Source organism: Bacillus sp. SDLI1, from assembly GCF_001553895.1.
GTDB classification, from domain to species: domain Bacteria; phylum Bacillota; class Bacilli; order Bacillales; family Bacillaceae; genus Bacillus; species Bacillus siamensis.
Genome location: NZ_CP013950.1, coordinates 149,417 through 165,277, shown reverse-complemented (window position 1 = coordinate 165,277; position 15,861 = coordinate 149,417). Strand labels below are relative to the sequence as shown.

Here is a 15,861-nt window from a genome sequence, read left to right as displayed (position 1 = left end):
CCTTATCTATAAAGGTCGTCTAACATTTCGTCGTATTCGTCTTCATTAAAATCTGTAAGCATCATCATGGTTTCTTTGTGAGCTGCAAGGAATGCAGAAAAACCATCTATTTTATTTTTACTCTGTTTTTTAGAAGGTCGTTTAAGTCCTTGAGAGTTCTTATCAGCAACTACATTTTCGGTGCAATATACAAATAACGGGTTATCTGTTTTAATCCTCTCTTCATACATTAGAACTTCAACATCATCAAACGGTGAATTTAATACTGTTGAATATTGTTTAACTTCAACACATTCGACTCCCTCGTTCTCCAAGGCCTCAACTAGTTTCTCAGATAACGCAGGGTCTAAATTCACCTGAAGAACTTCATAATTTCTTGTACATTCTATTATGAAATCTTTAACCATATCCTGATCAATGGTTTTACCAGGGCACAACGTTAAAAATCCCTTTTCGACCATTTGGCGATAAGGAATTCCTTCTAGCTTCTCTCTAGCTTCTAAATTATGCTCTGGAAGAAAATACATTTGCTTAACCTTTAGAATGGATTTTCCGCTTGAGTCATGCGTTGGGATATTGATTGAAACACAGGTTAAGTCAGTAGTCCTGGCCAAGTCTATACCTAATACAGCTTGTTCACCAGACAAGTCGCCTAAATCAGTGATAAGTTCTCCTTTATCATCTTCAATCATTCGTTGAACGATATCCTTTTCAAAATATGTTCCAGTTGTTCTTACAAAAATGTTCAGATACTTTGACAGAAATTCATCCTTCCGCTCAGCGCTCATCTGTGCTGTTTTAAACTCACTTTCTACAAAGGTCGGTTGAACACTAATTCCCCAGTTTGGATTTACTTTTTCCCAAACCTTACGATCATCCCACTTATCACCTTTATCAGGCTCTGTTATGTAAGTGAAATAAGACACATCTTCATCCTCTTCAGATTTATTGGTAAGCAAGCTTTTAGCATAATCATAAATCTGTAAACCAACTGAAGTCGTACCTTTACCGGCAGTTGAAATTATAAACATGAGTGGCTGTAAGCGTGAGCCCATTCCAGATTTCAATACGTCATACATATCTGCATTGTTTTGGGCGTGTACTTCATCGAGGAGAACAAAGTGAGGGTTCTTACCGTCTAACCCTTGAGTATTTTTAGACAGAGGAAGAAGACTATTTTCAAATTTCTTGTTATCAATCATGTATCTGTAATAAATAGCATTCACATGACCTTTTGGCCCTTTGTAAATCTGAGTATTCAATTTAAGATCAGGGCTGTTCTCAATTGTCGCAGCAATTTGTTTGGCAGCAATGTTAGCTTGCTCGGAATCAGTCGCAGCTGTAAAACACTCAGCACCTACTTCACCATCTGCATACATAGCATAAGTAGCAGCTCCTGCAGCTAAAACAGTTTTCCCATTCTTACGAGGAATTTGAACATACACCGTTCTAACAGCCCTAACAATATTTCCGAATTCATCTTTTCTATAAAAACCATAAATGTTTGTGAAGATGAATTTCTGCCATAATTCTAATTCAATTGGCTTTCCCGCTAAATTACCTTTAGAATGCTTACAGAATGTTTCTACAAAATCCATAACTTTGTTAGCTTCATCAATATCTAACCATATGTCTGACCTTTTTTTCATTCTCTCATAGCGTTCAATTACCTTAATTACTGATTTGCAATGTCTTTTTTTATTCTTCATGACATAGTCAACATACAAATCAGCGTAGTTCACACCCTTTTCAATCACTTATCAGACCTCCATTTCTTGTTGTAATTATGGAAGCCTTCTGACCTTTTTTGTTTATTAGCATCATCAGTATTCTTATTTTGAATCTTGGGTGTCAGTGATAGCTGTTCTAACAATTTTGCCTTTTTATCATTCCAATCTTTAACCTGCTGTGCTAATGGATGCTTCATTTCATTGGTAGCTCCTGCTTTATTCGTATGAACAGAAGTAGCAGGAAACCCTTCATCACGCCATTCTTCATACATTTGCGTGTAAATAACATGAGCATCCAGATAAGTTTCAATTAAAGAATTGAACTTAACAATGGATGCTCCCTCTTCTTCCAATATAGGCACTATTCTTTTTTTCTCTTCTAATCGTATCTTGTTTAGTTTTTTTGTTCTTGCTGATTTTTGCTGTGGCGTTAGCTCATTCAAACTGACACCCCCCTTACAAATTTTTCACCTTTCGATACACAAGACTCCCCCTACGATATCCCCAAACTAAAAAAATTTTTGAAAAATGGATGGGGGGGTTTAATTTTCGTTTCGTTTTCAATCTTCGCATGACATTTTGGACAAAGGAGAATTAAATTTTCCTCATCTAGTTTTAAACTCGGATCCTCTGATATTGGAACAACATGATGAACGTGTGCACTCTTTCCATAAGTGAATTTCTTACACTCTCTGCATCTAGCTCCATCACGTTGATAAATGTAATCCCTCATCCCTCGCCAAGCATCTGTCCTATAGAATGACTTATTAGCTGATTGGAACTTACCTTGTCTCTTCTTTTTTCTTTGATGATCCTTACAGTAATAGCTCCCATCTATAGCTAAGTTAACACAGCCATCTCTAATACAGTATCTCACTTTTCATCATCATTCTTTTCTTCATTCTTTTTAGTGTCATTCTTTTTAGCATCATCTTTCTTCTTCCCTGGTTTAGGATTAGTGTTATTCTCAACAAACACACTGGCTTTCTTCTTACTATCCCAAACTAATTTGCCATGCGCTGTTTCAATTGTTACTTCACCTTTCGCTCCAAACTTTACACCCATTATTATTACACTCCTTTCCTTTTAGCTTGAATTCTTTGTCGCTTTCTCTTTGAAATCACATCTTCGTATGAATAACCATCAGTATTATTTAGGTGTTTTCTATCTAAAAACAATAGCTCACCAAGTCCATACTTACTATCATCAAACTTCGGTGGGAAGTAAGACGTAGTGAAATCAAACTTAATACATGCTGCTCGTACAAAGTCTAAGCTCTCATCCAACTTCTTCTCAAGCATCTCTTTTCTTTTATTCATCTCTTCAAGCTCTTTCTTAATTCTAGGTACATTTTCCTCAAGCTCATAGCAAGCAACATCAAAAACTTTTTCTCTGAGTAAGTCCTTCCCCATTATTCAACCACTCCTTTATTAGTTCTCTTGTTATCAGCATATAGATCATAATAATAAACACCATCACGCTTACTCTTCTCTATTGCATTCTGAGTTGCTATATCAACGAGAATGGCTATCTCACTATCTGACAATCTATTAGTTTGGTTCTCGTACTCTAATCTTACATATCCATCATCACCGAACTTAGTAGCAAGTGAATCCTTAAATTTCTTTTCATTGAAGTTCACATTAATTCCAATCTCAATGAATGAATAGTTTTGTTCAATTGCTTCTAGCCGCATCTTCACGTCTTCCATTGCTTCATTGAAGTTGCTTAGTGTTTGAGATGCTTGTGTTGTATCAACAGTGATTCCCAAATGATTTGTCTTCAAGTTAAATCCCATCCTTTACATCTTCATATTGTGTACCAAACAAACGTACTCCAATTGAATACTTTTTATCTGGGTCTTCCACTTCATCTAATAGTTCTAAAGTTAAAACAAACTTATCTTCCTTAGAAAATAATGCTTCTCCTAAATCTCTTATAGCTTCTTTTGTTTGTTCGGATTCATCATTGAGTCTTAGGTAAAACTCTTTTCTCAAATCCATTATTTTATCCGCTACATCACTTAATTTTCTACTCATTTATTCACTCCTCAGAAAACGGAAATGTATTTATAAATTGCCTCAGTATCTCCATCTTTTCACGCTTTGTTACATCTATCATTAATGGCTCCATTCTTGCTTCTACATTGCTTGTCTCAGCCCACTGATTGAACTCTTCAACTCCAATGTTAATTCTCTCTACATGCAATTGTCTCTGTTTAATATTTAGTTCAATTTTCTTTTTACTCGTCTCAATATCGCCTTCAATTTGTTTTAACAATAAATCCATTTCCTCACGCCAAGACTTGAATTGTTCAATGTACATTTCTTCTTCTGTCATTTGCTCACTCCCCTTTATAAGCTCTATAGGCTTCTCTAAGATCCCAAATGTCTTTACATGAAACATCAGTCCAATAATCTTCTCTACCTGCTTTACTACCACACCGAGAGTTCTTTTCCAAAAAGGCTTCAATCATTAACTCTAAATTTTTCTTTAATACGTCCTCTTGCTTTTTATCATCCATTCAATCTCCTCCTAAAATAAAAAAGAAGATACCAAATGGCATCTTCCTAGTTTGCTAATTTATTTTTGTAAAGTGATTTCATTATCACTAATACGTCGTATTAAGTAAGGGCCATTAAAAGCACCTGATGCCCCATTTGTGTCTTCAAACTTAATACTAGTGATAATTACCTTTTGTTCAAACAAAGAGTCAAATGTTTGTTCTATATTGCCTGAATCAGCTTCAATAATTAATTCATCATCGTACCTCTCATAATAACCTTCACCATTAATTACATTCCCATTATTAATAACCATCTTACTGAAACTTTTCATAATTATCCCCCTATTACTGTTATTACTTAAATTGTAACAGGATGGACTTTTAAAGGGAATAGATTGGGATCGAACACCAATTAGGCTAATTAACCACTACTGTTATGTATGTTGTTTTCTGTCCTTGTTTAGATATTTATAGTCGCTCGCGAATCGACTTTATTTAATACGTTGCTTTTCTCGTTCATTCTTCTCACCATCACGCACTCCTCGCCAATAACCTATAGAAGAGATTAATGAAAAAATAGCGCAGAGTATCCCTAGCCTTACTCCTTCTAATAAGAAACCACCGATAAAACACAAGACTGCCATAGTAAGACAAGCAAGAGATTCAGCAATTAATCTATTCACAGTCTACTCAACCTCCACCTTGTGAGTTTTGTTATTGATGATTGATTGAACCGTCTGAAACGCACATCCATAAACACTAGCCATTTGCTTGCAGAAAGCTAATTTCGCATCTTCCCAATATGTAAATGCTTTTCGAATTTCTTGTACTTCATCTTCAGTAAGTAATTTTCTCTGGCTCATCTTCTCTCTAACACGCTTATCATATTGCAACGCCCGTGTAGTGAATTTAAGGTTAGCAAATGAATTGTTCGCTTTATTCATATCAATATGGTCAATTTCAAGATTCTTTTCTCGCCAAAAGTCTTTAGTGACTTCACATGCAGCCATCATTACAATTTCGTGCATGTAATAAGGTTTTCTTTTCCCATCATCGGATTTAAGTCCTGTCATTACATATCCAATATCGTTTGGTTGTGGGTTTAACCATTTATTCGTTACGGTGCTATACACTTTCCCTTCTTCGATATCACAGAAATATTTCGTGTGTCCTGGTACAACCTTTAAATTTCTTAAATCAACCTTCTCTGAAACTTTAATCAAATTTGTTTTCCTCCAATAATTTTAATTTTGTGTGCAAGCAGAAAAAAGCCCTTCAACCTGTAAAGGCGGGCTTAATCTCTCGCATCATCTCAACTAAAATTCAATTGGAGAGGTGTCATCACGACATGCTCATAGTTCCAATTTCCATTCACCCATTAAAAATTAATGAGTCAATGCAGATTAGAATTGTTGATTTGATCATCTTAAGTTATAATCAAAATTAAAAATGGCGTAAGTATGCTTAAATTTAGAATAAACGAGTGGGATTAAGACTGTTTAAAGGTTTCCCTTCCCACTGAAACGTTCCTTTCCTCCAATGCTCATGTGCACCTGAACACCTTTGGCGGTCTGCAACTACCCAATTGAAAAGCTTAAGGGAGATAGCGTACCGATCTATTGACCAATACGCTGGAGAATAAAAGGAGAAATGTATTTGATCTGGAGGTCATAATAACCCTTCATGTGTAAATTAAGCTTTCGACCTCCCTTAAGCTTTCCCTTATGGCATTTATCTCTGAAACACGGTTGAGCCCAGTCACAGCAAGGCTTCAAGCCACCTTTTTCACTAAACTTTTTCCGGTAAAACTGCTGTATCGCTTACCAGGCAAGGGATTGACGGGTTTCTAAAGGTGGTAGCAGACTTTGTTCCCTTATGGCGATTATCCAAAAAAGTACTAGAACATCAGTAATGACAAGGCTTCAAGCAACCTTTTCATAACTACAAAATTCGGTAAATCTTCTCTATCCCTTGGGAGAGTAAGGCTCACAGCACTTTCTATTTCGCTACCAGTTATTTTCTCTTGCTATTCCCTTATGACGATTAACTATAAAGAGGCTTTCAGTCCAGTCATATCAAGGGTTCAAGGCGCTTTATTTGTCAAACTTTTTCCGATGAAAACGCCGAATCCATTGATACGATTGGGTTCAAGGAACTTTTATTACCGTTACATTCATTTCTCTCCCTTATGGCGATTATCTCCCGAACCCCCTTCAGACCTTACGGGGCAAGGGCTCAGGGCACTTTTTCCAGCAATATTTTTTCAGCAAAATCGCTGTACCCATTGGTGGAGTAAGGACGAAGGCAGTTTCTATTTATCTCCTTTCGGTTTTTCAATTCCCATTAAATCCATTTATTGTATATTTTGTTGATATTCTTCTTCATTCCCTTATGGCGATTATCTTGAAATCACCCACGAGCCTATATGTGACAATGGCTCACGGCTCTTTTGCAGCTCATCTTTTTCCGGTAAATCGGTTACACCTGTTGGGAGAGTAAGGTTCATGACACTTTCTAAATGCTAACAGAATCTATTTCCCTTATGGCGATTACGTATTTTTATACCTCCAAGGGGTATTAACCCCTTATGAGAGTAAGAATAAATAGTCTCTTATTCCATCACAGAAGTAACTATAGACTCAAAAACTCAGCAATGTCATAGTCTCAAGGCACTTTCTATTTTATCGCTTTTTTACATACCCCCACCCTATACTTGTATATTTTCACTCTACTTAATCATTTTTCTCTCCTTTAAGGCGATTATCTTTTTTAAAGGATTAATGCTCCAAACGCTTGTGGCACAAGAGGAACAAGAGCATTGGAATAAATAAGAGTACAAACTCAAGCGGAATTTCTCTTCTTCATCCCCTTAAGGCGATTATCTCATAAATAGCCATGAAGTCAGATGTACCAAGGGCTAGAGATACTTTTTTGTTGAAACTTTTTCGGTTAAAATCGCTGTACACCGCACCACGTAAGGCGTGAGAGCTGTTTCTATTCTAGGACATTCTCGTTATCCACTCTGATAAATGGCGTGCTGTTTTCCTCTGTACCATAACTAGAAAATTTATAAATGTCCTTCAAACCCTTATGTATCAAGGACTTCAGCGTTTTTCTATTTTATTAACATTTTTAGAGCGAGTCTTTCTCATTGATTCTCTAGCCAAGATTCCCTCTACCATAACTAAAAAATTATTGAATGTGTCTCAAACCCTTACCAGTCAACAATTTCAGCGTTTTTCTATTTTTCTTCCTTTGTTCCCTTATGGTGATTATCTCTGAAACCCTTGTGAAGTCACGTGCACCAATGGTTCAAGCCACCTTTTCACAATTATAAAATTCGGCAGAAACGCTACATTCCTTGATATACGTGGCTTCAGACCACTTTCTATTTTCCTAAAATGTAAAACCATATCATTTGGGGATATACACAATAAGAGTATATATTTATTATTTTATTTATTATTAAATATATATATATTAATAGTGTAATACTTATTAAGTGTATCCCCATTTCGTATGGTTTTACATTATTCATTTAGTTTGACTCTTCAGATACTCCCCTTTAGTCATCCTTTTAGCCTTCTCATAAGTAATCATTTTCGTTGTAAATAAGCTGTGATGGTTGACTTTGTATCCATTTGCCTTACGCTCACTCTTTGGAACTGCAACAGACACGACAGGCATATTTAATACTGTCTCAATCATGTTGAATGACTTTAACACGTCAAGCAGCCTTTCAAGTGATGTTTGGGGAATCTTAATCTCTTTGCTCAGATTCGCCACTGAGACGTCATACCGTCCCTTCTGAGAGCCGTAAATGTCATTCATATGTCGTAGGTATCCGTAGAGGTAAAACCCCTTATATCCAATTTTGGAGTTACTGACACAGAACAGGAAAACTTCAAATGGAATTAGGTGAAAATCATGCGCATCAAAAAACGTTCCGTCCTCATGATTATCTTCATAGCTTTCTCTGCTGCGATAAAACCCCTTAACTGGAAATTTAACTTTAAAATTTCGTTGGTTTTTAAAGTATTCTTCTAACTCCATTCCTTTAAATTCACTAATCATATGAAAGATCGGTTCTGCTACCGGCTTATCCGTTGAAAGCTCTACAGCGTAGGGATAATCAGAGACAGTTTCTAAGTACCCTATCGCTTCCATTACGCCGTTTTTCTTAATAAGATAGTCATAAGCTTGGGTCTTCTTTCCAACCCCTAGAATACCCCTTAAAACATCTTGTGTGAGGGCTTCTTTACTTTCTTGATATTTCGCTTGTCGATACAGCCAGCTGGTAAGGTAGTAGTAGCTGTAACAAAAAGCAATGTGATTAGCATTTTTGATTGATGGTTCAGACTGCAAATCCTTAAATATTTCATTTGGTAAGATGTGATTACTCTGCCTTTCACTATATAGCAATAGCGTTTTGATTTCTTCAGATGTCAAATGACATTACTCCTCTGCTTAAAATGATTGCTTAAAATTAATGGCAACTACTTATTCAAATTATCTAATAGGTTTGTAACTTTGTCACTTCTATAATAGAGCCAAAAAATACGGTCATTAGATGATTTACCGGAACAAATGTAGCTGATCCCTTTCTTTTGAAAGTGTTTGTGTATATTGAAATCATAGCAAAAATAAAAGTCTTTTCTTGTTAACTCTTGGGTCATTTTCATTCGATCAATCTCCCTTTAATTTTTATCCTTAAATATGTATTAAAAAGGAGTGAACGAATTGCTCACCCCTTCAAATGGATATGTAATGCTTACGCACCACGTCCAAAACCTGCTACATGGAATGTTTCTTCCCCTGATGCGCTGTGAATTGTAGTTTGTTGACCCGCAACGAAACCAACAGCCAATGAAGCTACGATTGTAAGACCGATAAATACTTTTTTCATATTATGTTCACCTCCTTTCAAGTAATATCGCGCGACGTCGCGCGTTTTAGAGTGCAAGTAAATCCAAAATCTGCTCGTCCTCACCCATTTCTCTTAATTTATCCAAAGGCAAGCGTACGCTGTATAGATCACCAGACAGCTTAAAGTGTTTTATAGACTCATAAAAGAATCTCTTATCTTCATAAGCTAGTCCCTTTAGATAAAAGTGAATGCCAAAGTCATTATGAATATTCGGTTGCTTCTCTAACTTCTCCAATATTTCTTTAGCCTGTTGCAAGTTGTTTTTCTTGATGTGATAGTGTGCAATTTCTTGGATATCTGTAACTTCATTTGAATCAGGGTTTAACCAAAAGTTCTCTTGATTCCAATGGTTTTCCAAGAAACAAAGGCTTCTAGTTAGCTGTAATTTCGCCAAGGGGTTATTCTCAGTATGTTTTAAACCGGCCAGGTAATATTCCTTTGCTTTTTCATAATCATCAAGCAAATAAGTATTTCCCAAAGTTAGATAGCTATAAGCGACAAGCCTATCAATATTCGTTACATTAATGCCGTATGAGCAATAAAAACGAGCTTGAGTCATTTTATTCTGACTGAATGCTGAAGCGCCCAACAAAGCCATCAGACGGTAATAAAACGAACTTTTAATCTGTTCATTGTTTTCAATAAAATCAAGATCTACAATCATTGACATTTCCGCAAGGTTTGAGTATTCAGCCATTCTAAGGTAGTAATACAACGGAATTATGTAAGTGAATACACGCATTTCTTGAGACTTGGGATCAAGCTTCCCAATCGCTTTAAGCGCCTGATGTGCGTTTATTTCGCCTCTGTCTTGCTTACGTTTGATCTGATACACTGCTGCCCATTCACGTTCAATCGAACAGGTACTATTGATTAATTGATTAATTAATGTGTCAGTCAGTTCATACTGTTCATTAATATCTGACATTTCAAGACGTACCTTTGCATCTACTTTTGGTTTATTAGCTTCTCTCTCTTTAACTGTCAATGAAATAGCCCCCTAATTAAATCGCTCTGATAGAACATACGATCCCATTATAAATTAATTGGCAGGAATATGGTATAGGTTTTTATCGGATTATCTGGGATTGATTCAAGTATAACTTATTCAATTTTATTAATCAATATCTTTTATCTTATAATTTATAATTTATTCACTTTATTTTAATAACTTATTATTTGTGTTATCATAAAGGCAAAATTAGTCTAACCGGAGGAACAGAATAATGAGTGAACAAGTGATTCAAAAAATCGCTAAATTAATAAAAACTCATAGAAAAATGGTTAAGCAATTCTCTACTACAGAACTCGCTAACATGGTTGGGGTGAGTCAGGCTACAATTTCAAATATAGAGAATGGAAAGTTTGGCAAAAGAGCAAATAGTATAGCTACTGTTAAAATAATATTTGAAGTATTAGACATTCCCGATACTGATCCAGAAATCAGATCATTTCTGAATATTAAAGATGATGAACTTTCCAAAGGCGCAGTTAGAGGATCTGGATGGACAGTTCCAATTACCAGAACAACTAAAGTTAGGTTTGATGTAGCTGCAGAAGTAAATGCGAAGCAACTTCAATACCAACACCTAACAGATGAAGAACAGTCAGAAATAAATGAGATATTTAATTTTGAAAGTGAAGTTTTAATAAGAAGTGTCATGGACTATATTCAGGAGAACTTTGATGAGATTCAAAAAAGAGCTGTTTCAAATGTTAAAGAGAAGGTTCAGAAACTTAGCAATAAGATAAATGAAGACATCAGTAATAACATTTAATGCCTATATGATCTCTTCGCATGCATTTTTTTACACAAAAAGACCCGGATTTTAATTCCAGGTCACACTTACACCTTGCATTCACTTGATTTTCAGTACGTTTTGATTGCTATAACAATGTTTTTAACAGCTCATAAAAGTGCATTGGGGTCACACTCAGGTCACACTTCGGGTCACAGTTTGCTCTAATTCCCTCTTTCATTTGTCGCACTGTTTTATGCAAGATCATAGAATTTGAACAAAACCTTACACCAAGTAGTCATGATGATTAGCAAAACAAAGCCAGATATAACATATATTAAAATATCTCTTGCATTTCTACAGCCGCCATGCTATATTCATATAGCGATGAGCTGAATTGTGTAAGCCGATGCACATGCCCTTGCGGCGCACACGAATGTGGCGTGTGGTGTATCGCCTCAATACGCAAAAGACGTTTGCTTCTGCAAACGTCTTTTTTTATTATCCGATTTTCGTTCCGTTCGGTACGGTCTGCTCAGGCGTAAGCAGGACGACGTCTCCTTTTTCCGGGATGCCGCCGAGAACGAGCACCTCTGACTTGAATCCGGCGATCCGCCGCGGCGGAAAGTTGACAATAGCGGTAACTTGCCTGCCTGTTAAATCACCTGGCTCATACCGTTTTGTAATTTGGGCGCTTGATTGCTTTATGCCGATTTCTCCGCCGAAATCTATCGTCATCTTAATGGCCGGGACCTTTGCTTCCGGAAATACTTCTGCTTTTACGACCGTTCCTATTCTGAGATCAAGCTTCATAAAATCTTCGATGACTGCCATATCAAAAACTCCTTTTTTACAATCATGATACCAAAAAAAGACACAGTTTATTTAACCGGCCTTTGGGCTTATTTATCTGTTTGAAAGGTGTTTCGATAGGCGCGCGGCGTAATTCCCTTATGTCTGACAAACCATCTGGTAAAGGAAGACAAATTTTGAAAGCCGACCTCATGACTGATGTCTGTCAGCCGGCATTTTGTTTCAATAAGCATTTGTTCCGCTTTCTTCAGACGGAGCTCGGAAATATAAGCTTGCGGGCTTTTCCCCGTCTGACTTTTAAACCAGTCTGAATAATAAGCCGGGTGGTAATGTTCGATTGCGGCAAGCTCTTTAATAGTAAAAGTCTTTGAGAGATTTCGGCGGATATATGTGATTGAATCATTTGTACGGCTTTCTTGTATCTTTTCAGCAATATATTCTGCGAGCAGACTCAATGAATGAGACGACTGCTGCTTTGCCTCTTCTGTCAGCAGAAACCGGATCGAAGTCCAAAAGGAATCAAGCTTATTGATCACACCGGGGTCAAATGGGCCTTTTAAAAAGTATGCCGGCATGTCAAGAACGAGACATTCATTTCGCTCCAAAGAACGGAACCGGTGTTCATGTCCTGGCGGAATATACAGCATTTGATCCGGTTTTAATCTCACCTCACGTCTTTCTGTCTCCAAGTCCAGCTGTCCTTCGAGAGGAAAGAGCATTTGACAGTATGTGTGAACATGGGAATCAAAAATATGTGAATAAGTGCGCCGCTCACAAACGATGTTCTGTAATGAATCCATTTGCCCCTCCTTTAGAATAATCTGTTCCGTTTTTAGTTTACATAATAATATTATTGTTTATCTAGTTGTAAACCTCTTAAAAAAGCAACAACGGCAAACTTCCGGCTTTCCTTAATTGATTCAGTCAATTCAAATGCACTCTGTTTCCGAAGCGCAGCAAAACCGTGAAGCAGGCTTCTCAGTCCTCTTGCGGCATGGATTGCGTTTTCGGGACGTGCATAACCGTTTGCTGTCAGCAGCCTGACAACAAGATTCACAAGCCGGCTGGACAGATTCTCCATTCGGCCGTCTTTTATTTTTTGAAATGTTGCTTCATATAATCCGGGATTGGCTTCAGCGAAATTGATATAGGCATCAGCAAGTGAAAGCATGGCCCTTTCACCTGTCAGTCCTTCTGAGGATGCCGCCATGTTTTCATATAACATGGTTAAACCGGAGACGGCCAACTCTGTCTTAATTCCTTGAAGACCATTGACAAAATTATATAGGGAAGGCGGTTTTACGTTTAAGGACTTTGCCACGGCCGCAAGCGTCACTTCATTCAGCCCTTTTTCGTCAGCGATGCCTGCTGCGGCTCTCAATATCATGTCCAGGCTCATTCCGACTCTCGGTGACATTATAATCGGCCTCCCGGCAGGCTTCGTTCGGCTTCATCAGCAGCCTCAGCCATCATTTCAGCAGGATGATAGAGAACATTTCCATGACCGGCGGCCAGACAGCTTGGTTGATGAGCGATAAGCGTTCTTGCTGTTTTTACAGCAACTTCTTTATTCCAGGTGGCAAAGGCGGGAAACGGAAATCTCCATTTCAGCTTTCCTGAAACCGCAAGGCCGCCCCGTACTTGAAAGGCATCTCCGACGATCAGCATATCATCTCTCAAATCTTTAAAAGCAAGACTCCCCGGCGTATGACCGGGAGCGGGAATGACAAGCAAAGATCCGATCCGCTCGCCGCCTTTCAACAGACGATCAGGTTCGGTCTGAATATTTTTCGGCACTCCTCCCTTTATCGGCGTTTGTGCTTCATGCTCAATTAATGAAGTGTCACCTTTCAGCAAGAAAGAATCACGTTCAGAAATACAGACATCAGCATCCGGAAATTCCGCAGATAATGAGTCAAGCGAACCGATATGATCTCCATGCGCGTGGGTGAGCAATATGGTATTCAGCGGTTTCCCAAGCTGCTGCAAAGCTTGTTTGATTCCTTTATGGCTGTTGGGAAGGCCGGCGTCAATCAGGGTTACCCCTTCTTCCTCCTCAACCAAATAACAATTCACCGGGAAAAGCGCAGGAAAAAAGGTCAGCTGCCAAACGTTTCCGTATTGTAAAATTCTCATCAATATCCCCCTAAAACTAATGTTATTAGTTTCATTATAACTAATACCGTTAGTTTATCAAGCATTTTCCGTTTAAATCTTGAAAAAGGCGCGGGCGCTTCTCTCATGCCAAAAAAAGAAACACGCATACTGTGATAAAAGATGCTTTCAGCCTGCGAATAATTCAGACTACTAAAACCAGCCGGATAAGCATACACTACTCAACGGAGGGGGAGTTCCACATCATGCATATCACACTTCAAAGCATCTGCCCTGTCTTAATGATTGCCTTTTTTCTGTATAAAAAGGTGAAACGGTCCGTCGGCTTTCAGCCTTTGAAACCCCGCTGGCTTTATACAAGAATGATTTTATTTTCATTGCTGGCCGCCGCTCTGGCGTTTTTCAGCATCACACACCCGGCTTTATACGGGTATCTTATATCCGGCACTTTTTGCGGCTGGCTTCTGGTTCTGTTTGCCAAACGAAACATTTCTTTTGAAGAGCGCCGCGGAAAAATGTATTTTCGGACTCATCTGTGGATTGAACTTATTCTATTAACGTTATTCCTATCGAGATTTGTTTATCGGGTTATTGAAATTTACCGGGTCACAGCGGATTTTACCCATCCGGAGGCATACAGCCAAACGGTCGGCGCCGATCCGCTGACCATCAGTGTCTTTTATTTCATCGCTGTTTATTACAGCGGCTTCTCTTTTTATGTTTTAAAAACGAGCAGAGACCAGACAAATAACAGTCAATATGGCTGACATCCCTGCCTAAAAAGCAGGGATGTTTTTTAATCGTGCCGCGTATGATGAATCATTTGCTGAAGCACATCTAACACATGTTCATCCTCAGGAGAATAATAGATGGATGTTCCTTCTCTGCGTGATTTGACGAGGCGCAGATTTTTAAGAAAACGCAGCTGATGAGAAACGGTAGACTGCAGTAAATTCAGCTTTTCTGCGATATCATTTACCGCGTGCTCACCCAGTGACAGCAAATGGAGAATTCTGATTCTGGTCGGATCAGACAGCGCCTTAAAAGTCTGGGCAACCAAAAATAATGTTTCCTCATCTAAATCGATAGCGGGGTCATTCGTGTTTCCGGATTCGTGAAATTCAGTCATATACCTCACCCTTCTTTTCTCAAGTAGCCCAATTATACCAAATGTCAATTGATGCAGATACATCCTGCGCCTGACAAAAGAACCGTTATTTTAAATTTATGTTTCAAATACGGGTTTCTGCTTGGTTTCGCGCATTCATCTGTGTCATAATGAAAAAGTCATAATGCTCCTGAAATTGAGGGTGAAACACAGTGGAGAAAAAGAAAAAAGGCTGTTTCGCTGCTGCGGGTCTTATGATGATATGTGTTTTTGTCATGGTGTCCTTCTTTCTCATCCTGTTATTTTCAAATAATGAATGGCTCAAAAGTCTTCCGTTTGATGTCAAACCGATCGTGCTTGAACGGCTGACGGATTACAAACCGCTTGTGGAGGACGAGCTGGATGAAAAAGGGCTCACTAGATATACATCGCTGGTACTCGGCATGATATATCAGGAGTCAAAAGGAAGAGGAAATGATCCCATGCAGTCTTCAGAATCTCTGGGTTTAAAGCGAAATCAAATCAAAAACCCTCAAACCAGTATCAAACAGGGAATCAAACAATTCACTCTCATGTACCAAACAGGCAAGAAAAAAGGCGTAGACTTGGATACGATTATACAAAGCTACAACATGGGAGCCGGCTATATTGATTTTGTGGCTGAACATGGAGGATCGCATACTGAGGAACTGGCAAAACAATACTCCGAGCAGCAGGTCAAAAAGAATCCGAAACTTTACACTTGCGGAGGGAACAAAGGCAATTTCCGTTATCCCTACTGCTATGGTGATTACACGTACGCAGAAAAAGTAAAAGCAAAAACAAAAACCGTTGAACAATCCTTAAATGTAACAACACTTGAAACGCTTGAAGAGTAAAAGGCGCCCTGTATGAGGCGCCTTTTTTTCAATAGAAAAAAACCG

General features: G+C 38.1%; 23 protein-coding genes. 3 read left to right on the top strand and 20 right to left on the bottom strand.

Annotated elements, in window-relative coordinates:
* Positions 1–2 precede the first annotated feature (2 nt).
* The 15 genes from AUL54_RS01045 to AUL54_RS00980 all read right to left on the bottom strand — a co-directional run bounded on the left by AUL54_RS01045 (position 3) and on the right by AUL54_RS00980 (position 10,151).
* The gene (locus AUL54_RS01045) at positions 3–1,709 is read right to left on the bottom strand and encodes a terminase large subunit (RefSeq protein WP_060965033.1); all 1,707 of its coding nucleotides are present in this window, start codon (positions 1,707–1,709) and stop codon (positions 3–5) included.
* Positions 1,710–1,753: 44 nt separating this feature from the next.
* Entirely contained in the window at positions 1,754–2,173 is a 420-nt protein-coding gene (locus AUL54_RS01040; RefSeq protein ID WP_060962590.1) for a P27 family phage terminase small subunit, read from the bottom strand.
* Between the two features lie 50 nt (positions 2,174–2,223).
* Positions 2,224–2,463 (bottom strand): HNH endonuclease, encoded by a 240-nt coding sequence (locus AUL54_RS21865; protein WP_335339311.1) that lies wholly within the window; start codon positions 2,461–2,463, stop codon positions 2,224–2,226.
* A gap of 140 nt (positions 2,464–2,603) precedes the next feature.
* Positions 2,604–2,795 (bottom strand): hypothetical protein, encoded by a 192-nt coding sequence (locus AUL54_RS01030; RefSeq protein ID WP_060962588.1) that lies wholly within the window; start codon positions 2,793–2,795, stop codon positions 2,604–2,606.
* A 5-nt stretch (positions 2,796–2,800) separates the two neighbouring features.
* Positions 2,801–3,142 carry a hypothetical protein gene (locus tag AUL54_RS01025; protein ID WP_060962587.1) on the bottom strand — a complete coding sequence of 114 codons (342 nt, stop codon included), beginning with the start codon at positions 3,140–3,142 and terminating at the stop codon, positions 2,801–2,803.
* Complete coding sequence (locus tag AUL54_RS01020) at positions 3,142–3,516, bottom strand: hypothetical protein (protein ID WP_060962586.1); 375 nt, start codon at positions 3,514–3,516, stop codon at positions 3,142–3,144. Before AUL54_RS01020 ends, AUL54_RS01025 begins: the two co-directional genes overlap by 1 nt.
* Before the next feature lies 1 nt (position 3,517).
* Positions 3,518–3,769 (bottom strand): hypothetical protein, encoded by a 252-nt coding sequence (locus tag AUL54_RS01015; protein ID WP_060962585.1) that lies wholly within the window; start codon positions 3,767–3,769, stop codon positions 3,518–3,520.
* 4 nt (positions 3,770–3,773) lie between these two features.
* Positions 3,774–4,070 carry a hypothetical protein gene (locus tag AUL54_RS01010; RefSeq protein ID WP_201025257.1) on the bottom strand — a complete coding sequence of 99 codons (297 nt, stop codon included), beginning with the start codon at positions 4,068–4,070 and terminating at the stop codon, positions 3,774–3,776.
* 4 nt (positions 4,071–4,074) lie between these two features.
* Entirely contained in the window at positions 4,075–4,254 is a 180-nt protein-coding gene (locus AUL54_RS01005) for a hypothetical protein (protein ID WP_060962584.1), read from the bottom strand.
* Between the two features lie 59 nt (positions 4,255–4,313).
* Entirely contained in the window at positions 4,314–4,568 is a 255-nt protein-coding gene (locus AUL54_RS01000; protein ID WP_060962583.1) for a hypothetical protein, read from the bottom strand.
* Between the two features lie 159 nt (positions 4,569–4,727).
* On the bottom strand, positions 4,728–4,919 hold the full coding sequence (locus tag AUL54_RS21040) for a hypothetical protein (protein WP_145912979.1): 192 nt from the start codon (positions 4,917–4,919) through the stop codon (positions 4,728–4,730).
* Positions 4,920–4,922: 3 nt separating this feature from the next.
* Positions 4,923–5,459 carry a hypothetical protein gene (locus AUL54_RS00995; protein WP_060962582.1) on the bottom strand — a complete coding sequence of 179 codons (537 nt, stop codon included), beginning with the start codon at positions 5,457–5,459 and terminating at the stop codon, positions 4,923–4,925.
* Between the two features lie 2,311 nt (positions 5,460–7,770).
* On the bottom strand, positions 7,771–8,685 hold the full coding sequence (locus tag AUL54_RS00990; protein ID WP_060962581.1) for a hypothetical protein: 915 nt from the start codon (positions 8,683–8,685) through the stop codon (positions 7,771–7,773).
* Positions 8,686–9,007: 322 nt separating this feature from the next.
* Positions 9,008–9,142: a lysogeny pheromone AimP family peptide gene (locus AUL54_RS21035; RefSeq protein ID WP_021495004.1), complete on the bottom strand. Its 135-nt coding sequence runs from the start codon at positions 9,140–9,142 to the stop codon at positions 9,008–9,010.
* Positions 9,143–9,188: 46 nt separating this feature from the next.
* Positions 9,189–10,151, bottom strand: coding sequence for an AimR family lysis-lysogeny pheromone receptor (locus AUL54_RS00980; protein WP_060962579.1), 963 nt, complete (start codon positions 10,149–10,151; stop codon positions 9,189–9,191).
* A 238-nt stretch (positions 10,152–10,389) separates the two neighbouring features.
* Between AUL54_RS00980 and AUL54_RS00975 the strand changes: the two genes are divergently transcribed.
* Positions 10,390–10,941, top strand: coding sequence for a helix-turn-helix domain-containing protein (locus AUL54_RS00975; protein WP_060962578.1), 552 nt, complete (start codon positions 10,390–10,392; stop codon positions 10,939–10,941).
* Between the two features lie 462 nt (positions 10,942–11,403).
* On the opposite strand, the gene csaA is transcribed toward AUL54_RS00975, so the two are convergent.
* The 4 genes from csaA to AUL54_RS00955 form a co-directional block, all read right to left on the bottom strand.
* The gene (gene csaA / locus AUL54_RS00970; protein ID WP_060962577.1) at positions 11,404–11,736 is read right to left on the bottom strand and encodes a chaperone CsaA; all 333 of its coding nucleotides are present in this window, start codon (positions 11,734–11,736) and stop codon (positions 11,404–11,406) included.
* Between the two features lie 68 nt (positions 11,737–11,804).
* Positions 11,805–12,515 (bottom strand): AraC family transcriptional regulator, encoded by a 711-nt coding sequence (locus tag AUL54_RS00965; RefSeq protein ID WP_060962576.1) that lies wholly within the window; start codon positions 12,513–12,515, stop codon positions 11,805–11,807.
* A 50-nt stretch (positions 12,516–12,565) separates the two neighbouring features.
* Positions 12,566–13,132, bottom strand: a complete 567-nt coding sequence (locus AUL54_RS00960) for a TetR/AcrR family transcriptional regulator (protein ID WP_060962575.1) — start codon at positions 13,130–13,132, stop codon at positions 12,566–12,568.
* On the bottom strand, positions 13,132–13,851 hold the full coding sequence (locus tag AUL54_RS00955; RefSeq protein WP_060962574.1) for an MBL fold metallo-hydrolase: 720 nt from the start codon (positions 13,849–13,851) through the stop codon (positions 13,132–13,134). Before AUL54_RS00955 ends, AUL54_RS00960 begins: the two co-directional genes overlap by 1 nt.
* 224 nt (positions 13,852–14,075) lie before the next feature.
* On the opposite strand from AUL54_RS00955, the gene AUL54_RS00950 reads away from it, so the two are divergent.
* A complete protein-coding gene (locus AUL54_RS00950) occupies positions 14,076–14,597 on the top strand; it encodes a CcdC protein domain-containing protein (RefSeq protein WP_060962573.1) in 522 nt (173 codons plus the stop codon).
* 29 nt (positions 14,598–14,626) lie between these two features.
* On the opposite strand, the gene czrA is transcribed toward AUL54_RS00950, so the two are convergent.
* Positions 14,627–14,959 (bottom strand): Zn(II)-responsive metalloregulatory transcriptional repressor CzrA, encoded by a 333-nt coding sequence (gene czrA, locus AUL54_RS00945; protein WP_060962572.1) that lies wholly within the window; start codon positions 14,957–14,959, stop codon positions 14,627–14,629.
* A 191-nt stretch (positions 14,960–15,150) separates the two neighbouring features.
* Between czrA and AUL54_RS00940 the strand changes: the two genes are divergently transcribed.
* Positions 15,151–15,816, top strand: a complete 666-nt coding sequence (locus AUL54_RS00940) for a lysozyme family protein (protein ID WP_060962571.1) — start codon at positions 15,151–15,153, stop codon at positions 15,814–15,816.
* The last annotated feature ends 45 nt before the right edge of the window (positions 15,817–15,861 follow it).

Excerpts from the sequence above, each read along its gene's own strand:
- AUL54_RS01000 (WP_060962583.1), bottom strand. The coding sequence starts at position 4,568 with ATGAAAAGTTTCAGTAAGATGGTTATTAATAATGGGAATGTAATTAAT.
- AUL54_RS00950 (WP_060962573.1), top strand. The coding sequence starts at position 14,076 with ATGCATATCACACTTCAAAGCATCTGCCCTGTCTTAATGATTGCCTTT.
- csaA (WP_060962577.1), bottom strand. The coding sequence starts at position 11,736 with ATGGCAGTCATCGAAGATTTTATGAAGCTTGATCTCAGAATAGGAACG.
- AUL54_RS00960 (WP_060962575.1), bottom strand. The coding sequence starts at position 13,132 with ATGTCACCGAGAGTCGGAATGAGCCTGGACATGATATTGAGAGCCGCA.
- czrA (WP_060962572.1), bottom strand. The coding sequence starts at position 14,959 with ATGACTGAATTTCACGAATCCGGAAACACGAATGACCCCGCTATCGAT.
- AUL54_RS01005 (WP_060962584.1), bottom strand. The coding sequence starts at position 4,254 with ATGGATGATAAAAAGCAAGAGGACGTATTAAAGAAAAATTTAGAGTTA.
- AUL54_RS01030 (WP_060962588.1), bottom strand. The coding sequence starts at position 2,795 with ATGGGTGTAAAGTTTGGAGCGAAAGGTGAAGTAACAATTGAAACAGCG.
- AUL54_RS00955 (WP_060962574.1), bottom strand. The coding sequence starts at position 13,851 with ATGAGAATTTTACAATACGGAAACGTTTGGCAGCTGACCTTTTTTCCT.
- AUL54_RS00965 (WP_060962576.1), bottom strand. The coding sequence starts at position 12,515 with ATGGATTCATTACAGAACATCGTTTGTGAGCGGCGCACTTATTCACAT.
- AUL54_RS01025 (WP_060962587.1), bottom strand. The coding sequence starts at position 3,142 with ATGGGGAAGGACTTACTCAGAGAAAAAGTTTTTGATGTTGCTTGCTAT.
- AUL54_RS01010 (WP_201025257.1), bottom strand. The coding sequence starts at position 4,070 with ATGACAGAAGAAGAAATGTACATTGAACAATTCAAGTCTTGGCGTGAG.
- AUL54_RS01045 (WP_060965033.1), bottom strand. The coding sequence starts at position 1,709 with ATGAAGAATAAAAAAAGACATTGCAAATCAGTAATTAAGGTAATTGAA.
- AUL54_RS01015 (WP_060962585.1), bottom strand. The coding sequence starts at position 3,769 with ATGAGTAGAAAATTAAGTGATGTAGCGGATAAAATAATGGATTTGAGA.
- AUL54_RS21865 (WP_335339311.1), bottom strand. The coding sequence starts at position 2,463 with ATGAGGGATTACATTTATCAACGTGATGGAGCTAGATGCAGAGAGTGT.
- AUL54_RS21035 (WP_021495004.1), bottom strand. The coding sequence starts at position 9,142 with ATGAAAAAAGTATTTATCGGTCTTACAATCGTAGCTTCATTGGCTGTT.
- AUL54_RS00975 (WP_060962578.1), top strand. The coding sequence starts at position 10,390 with ATGAGTGAACAAGTGATTCAAAAAATCGCTAAATTAATAAAAACTCAT.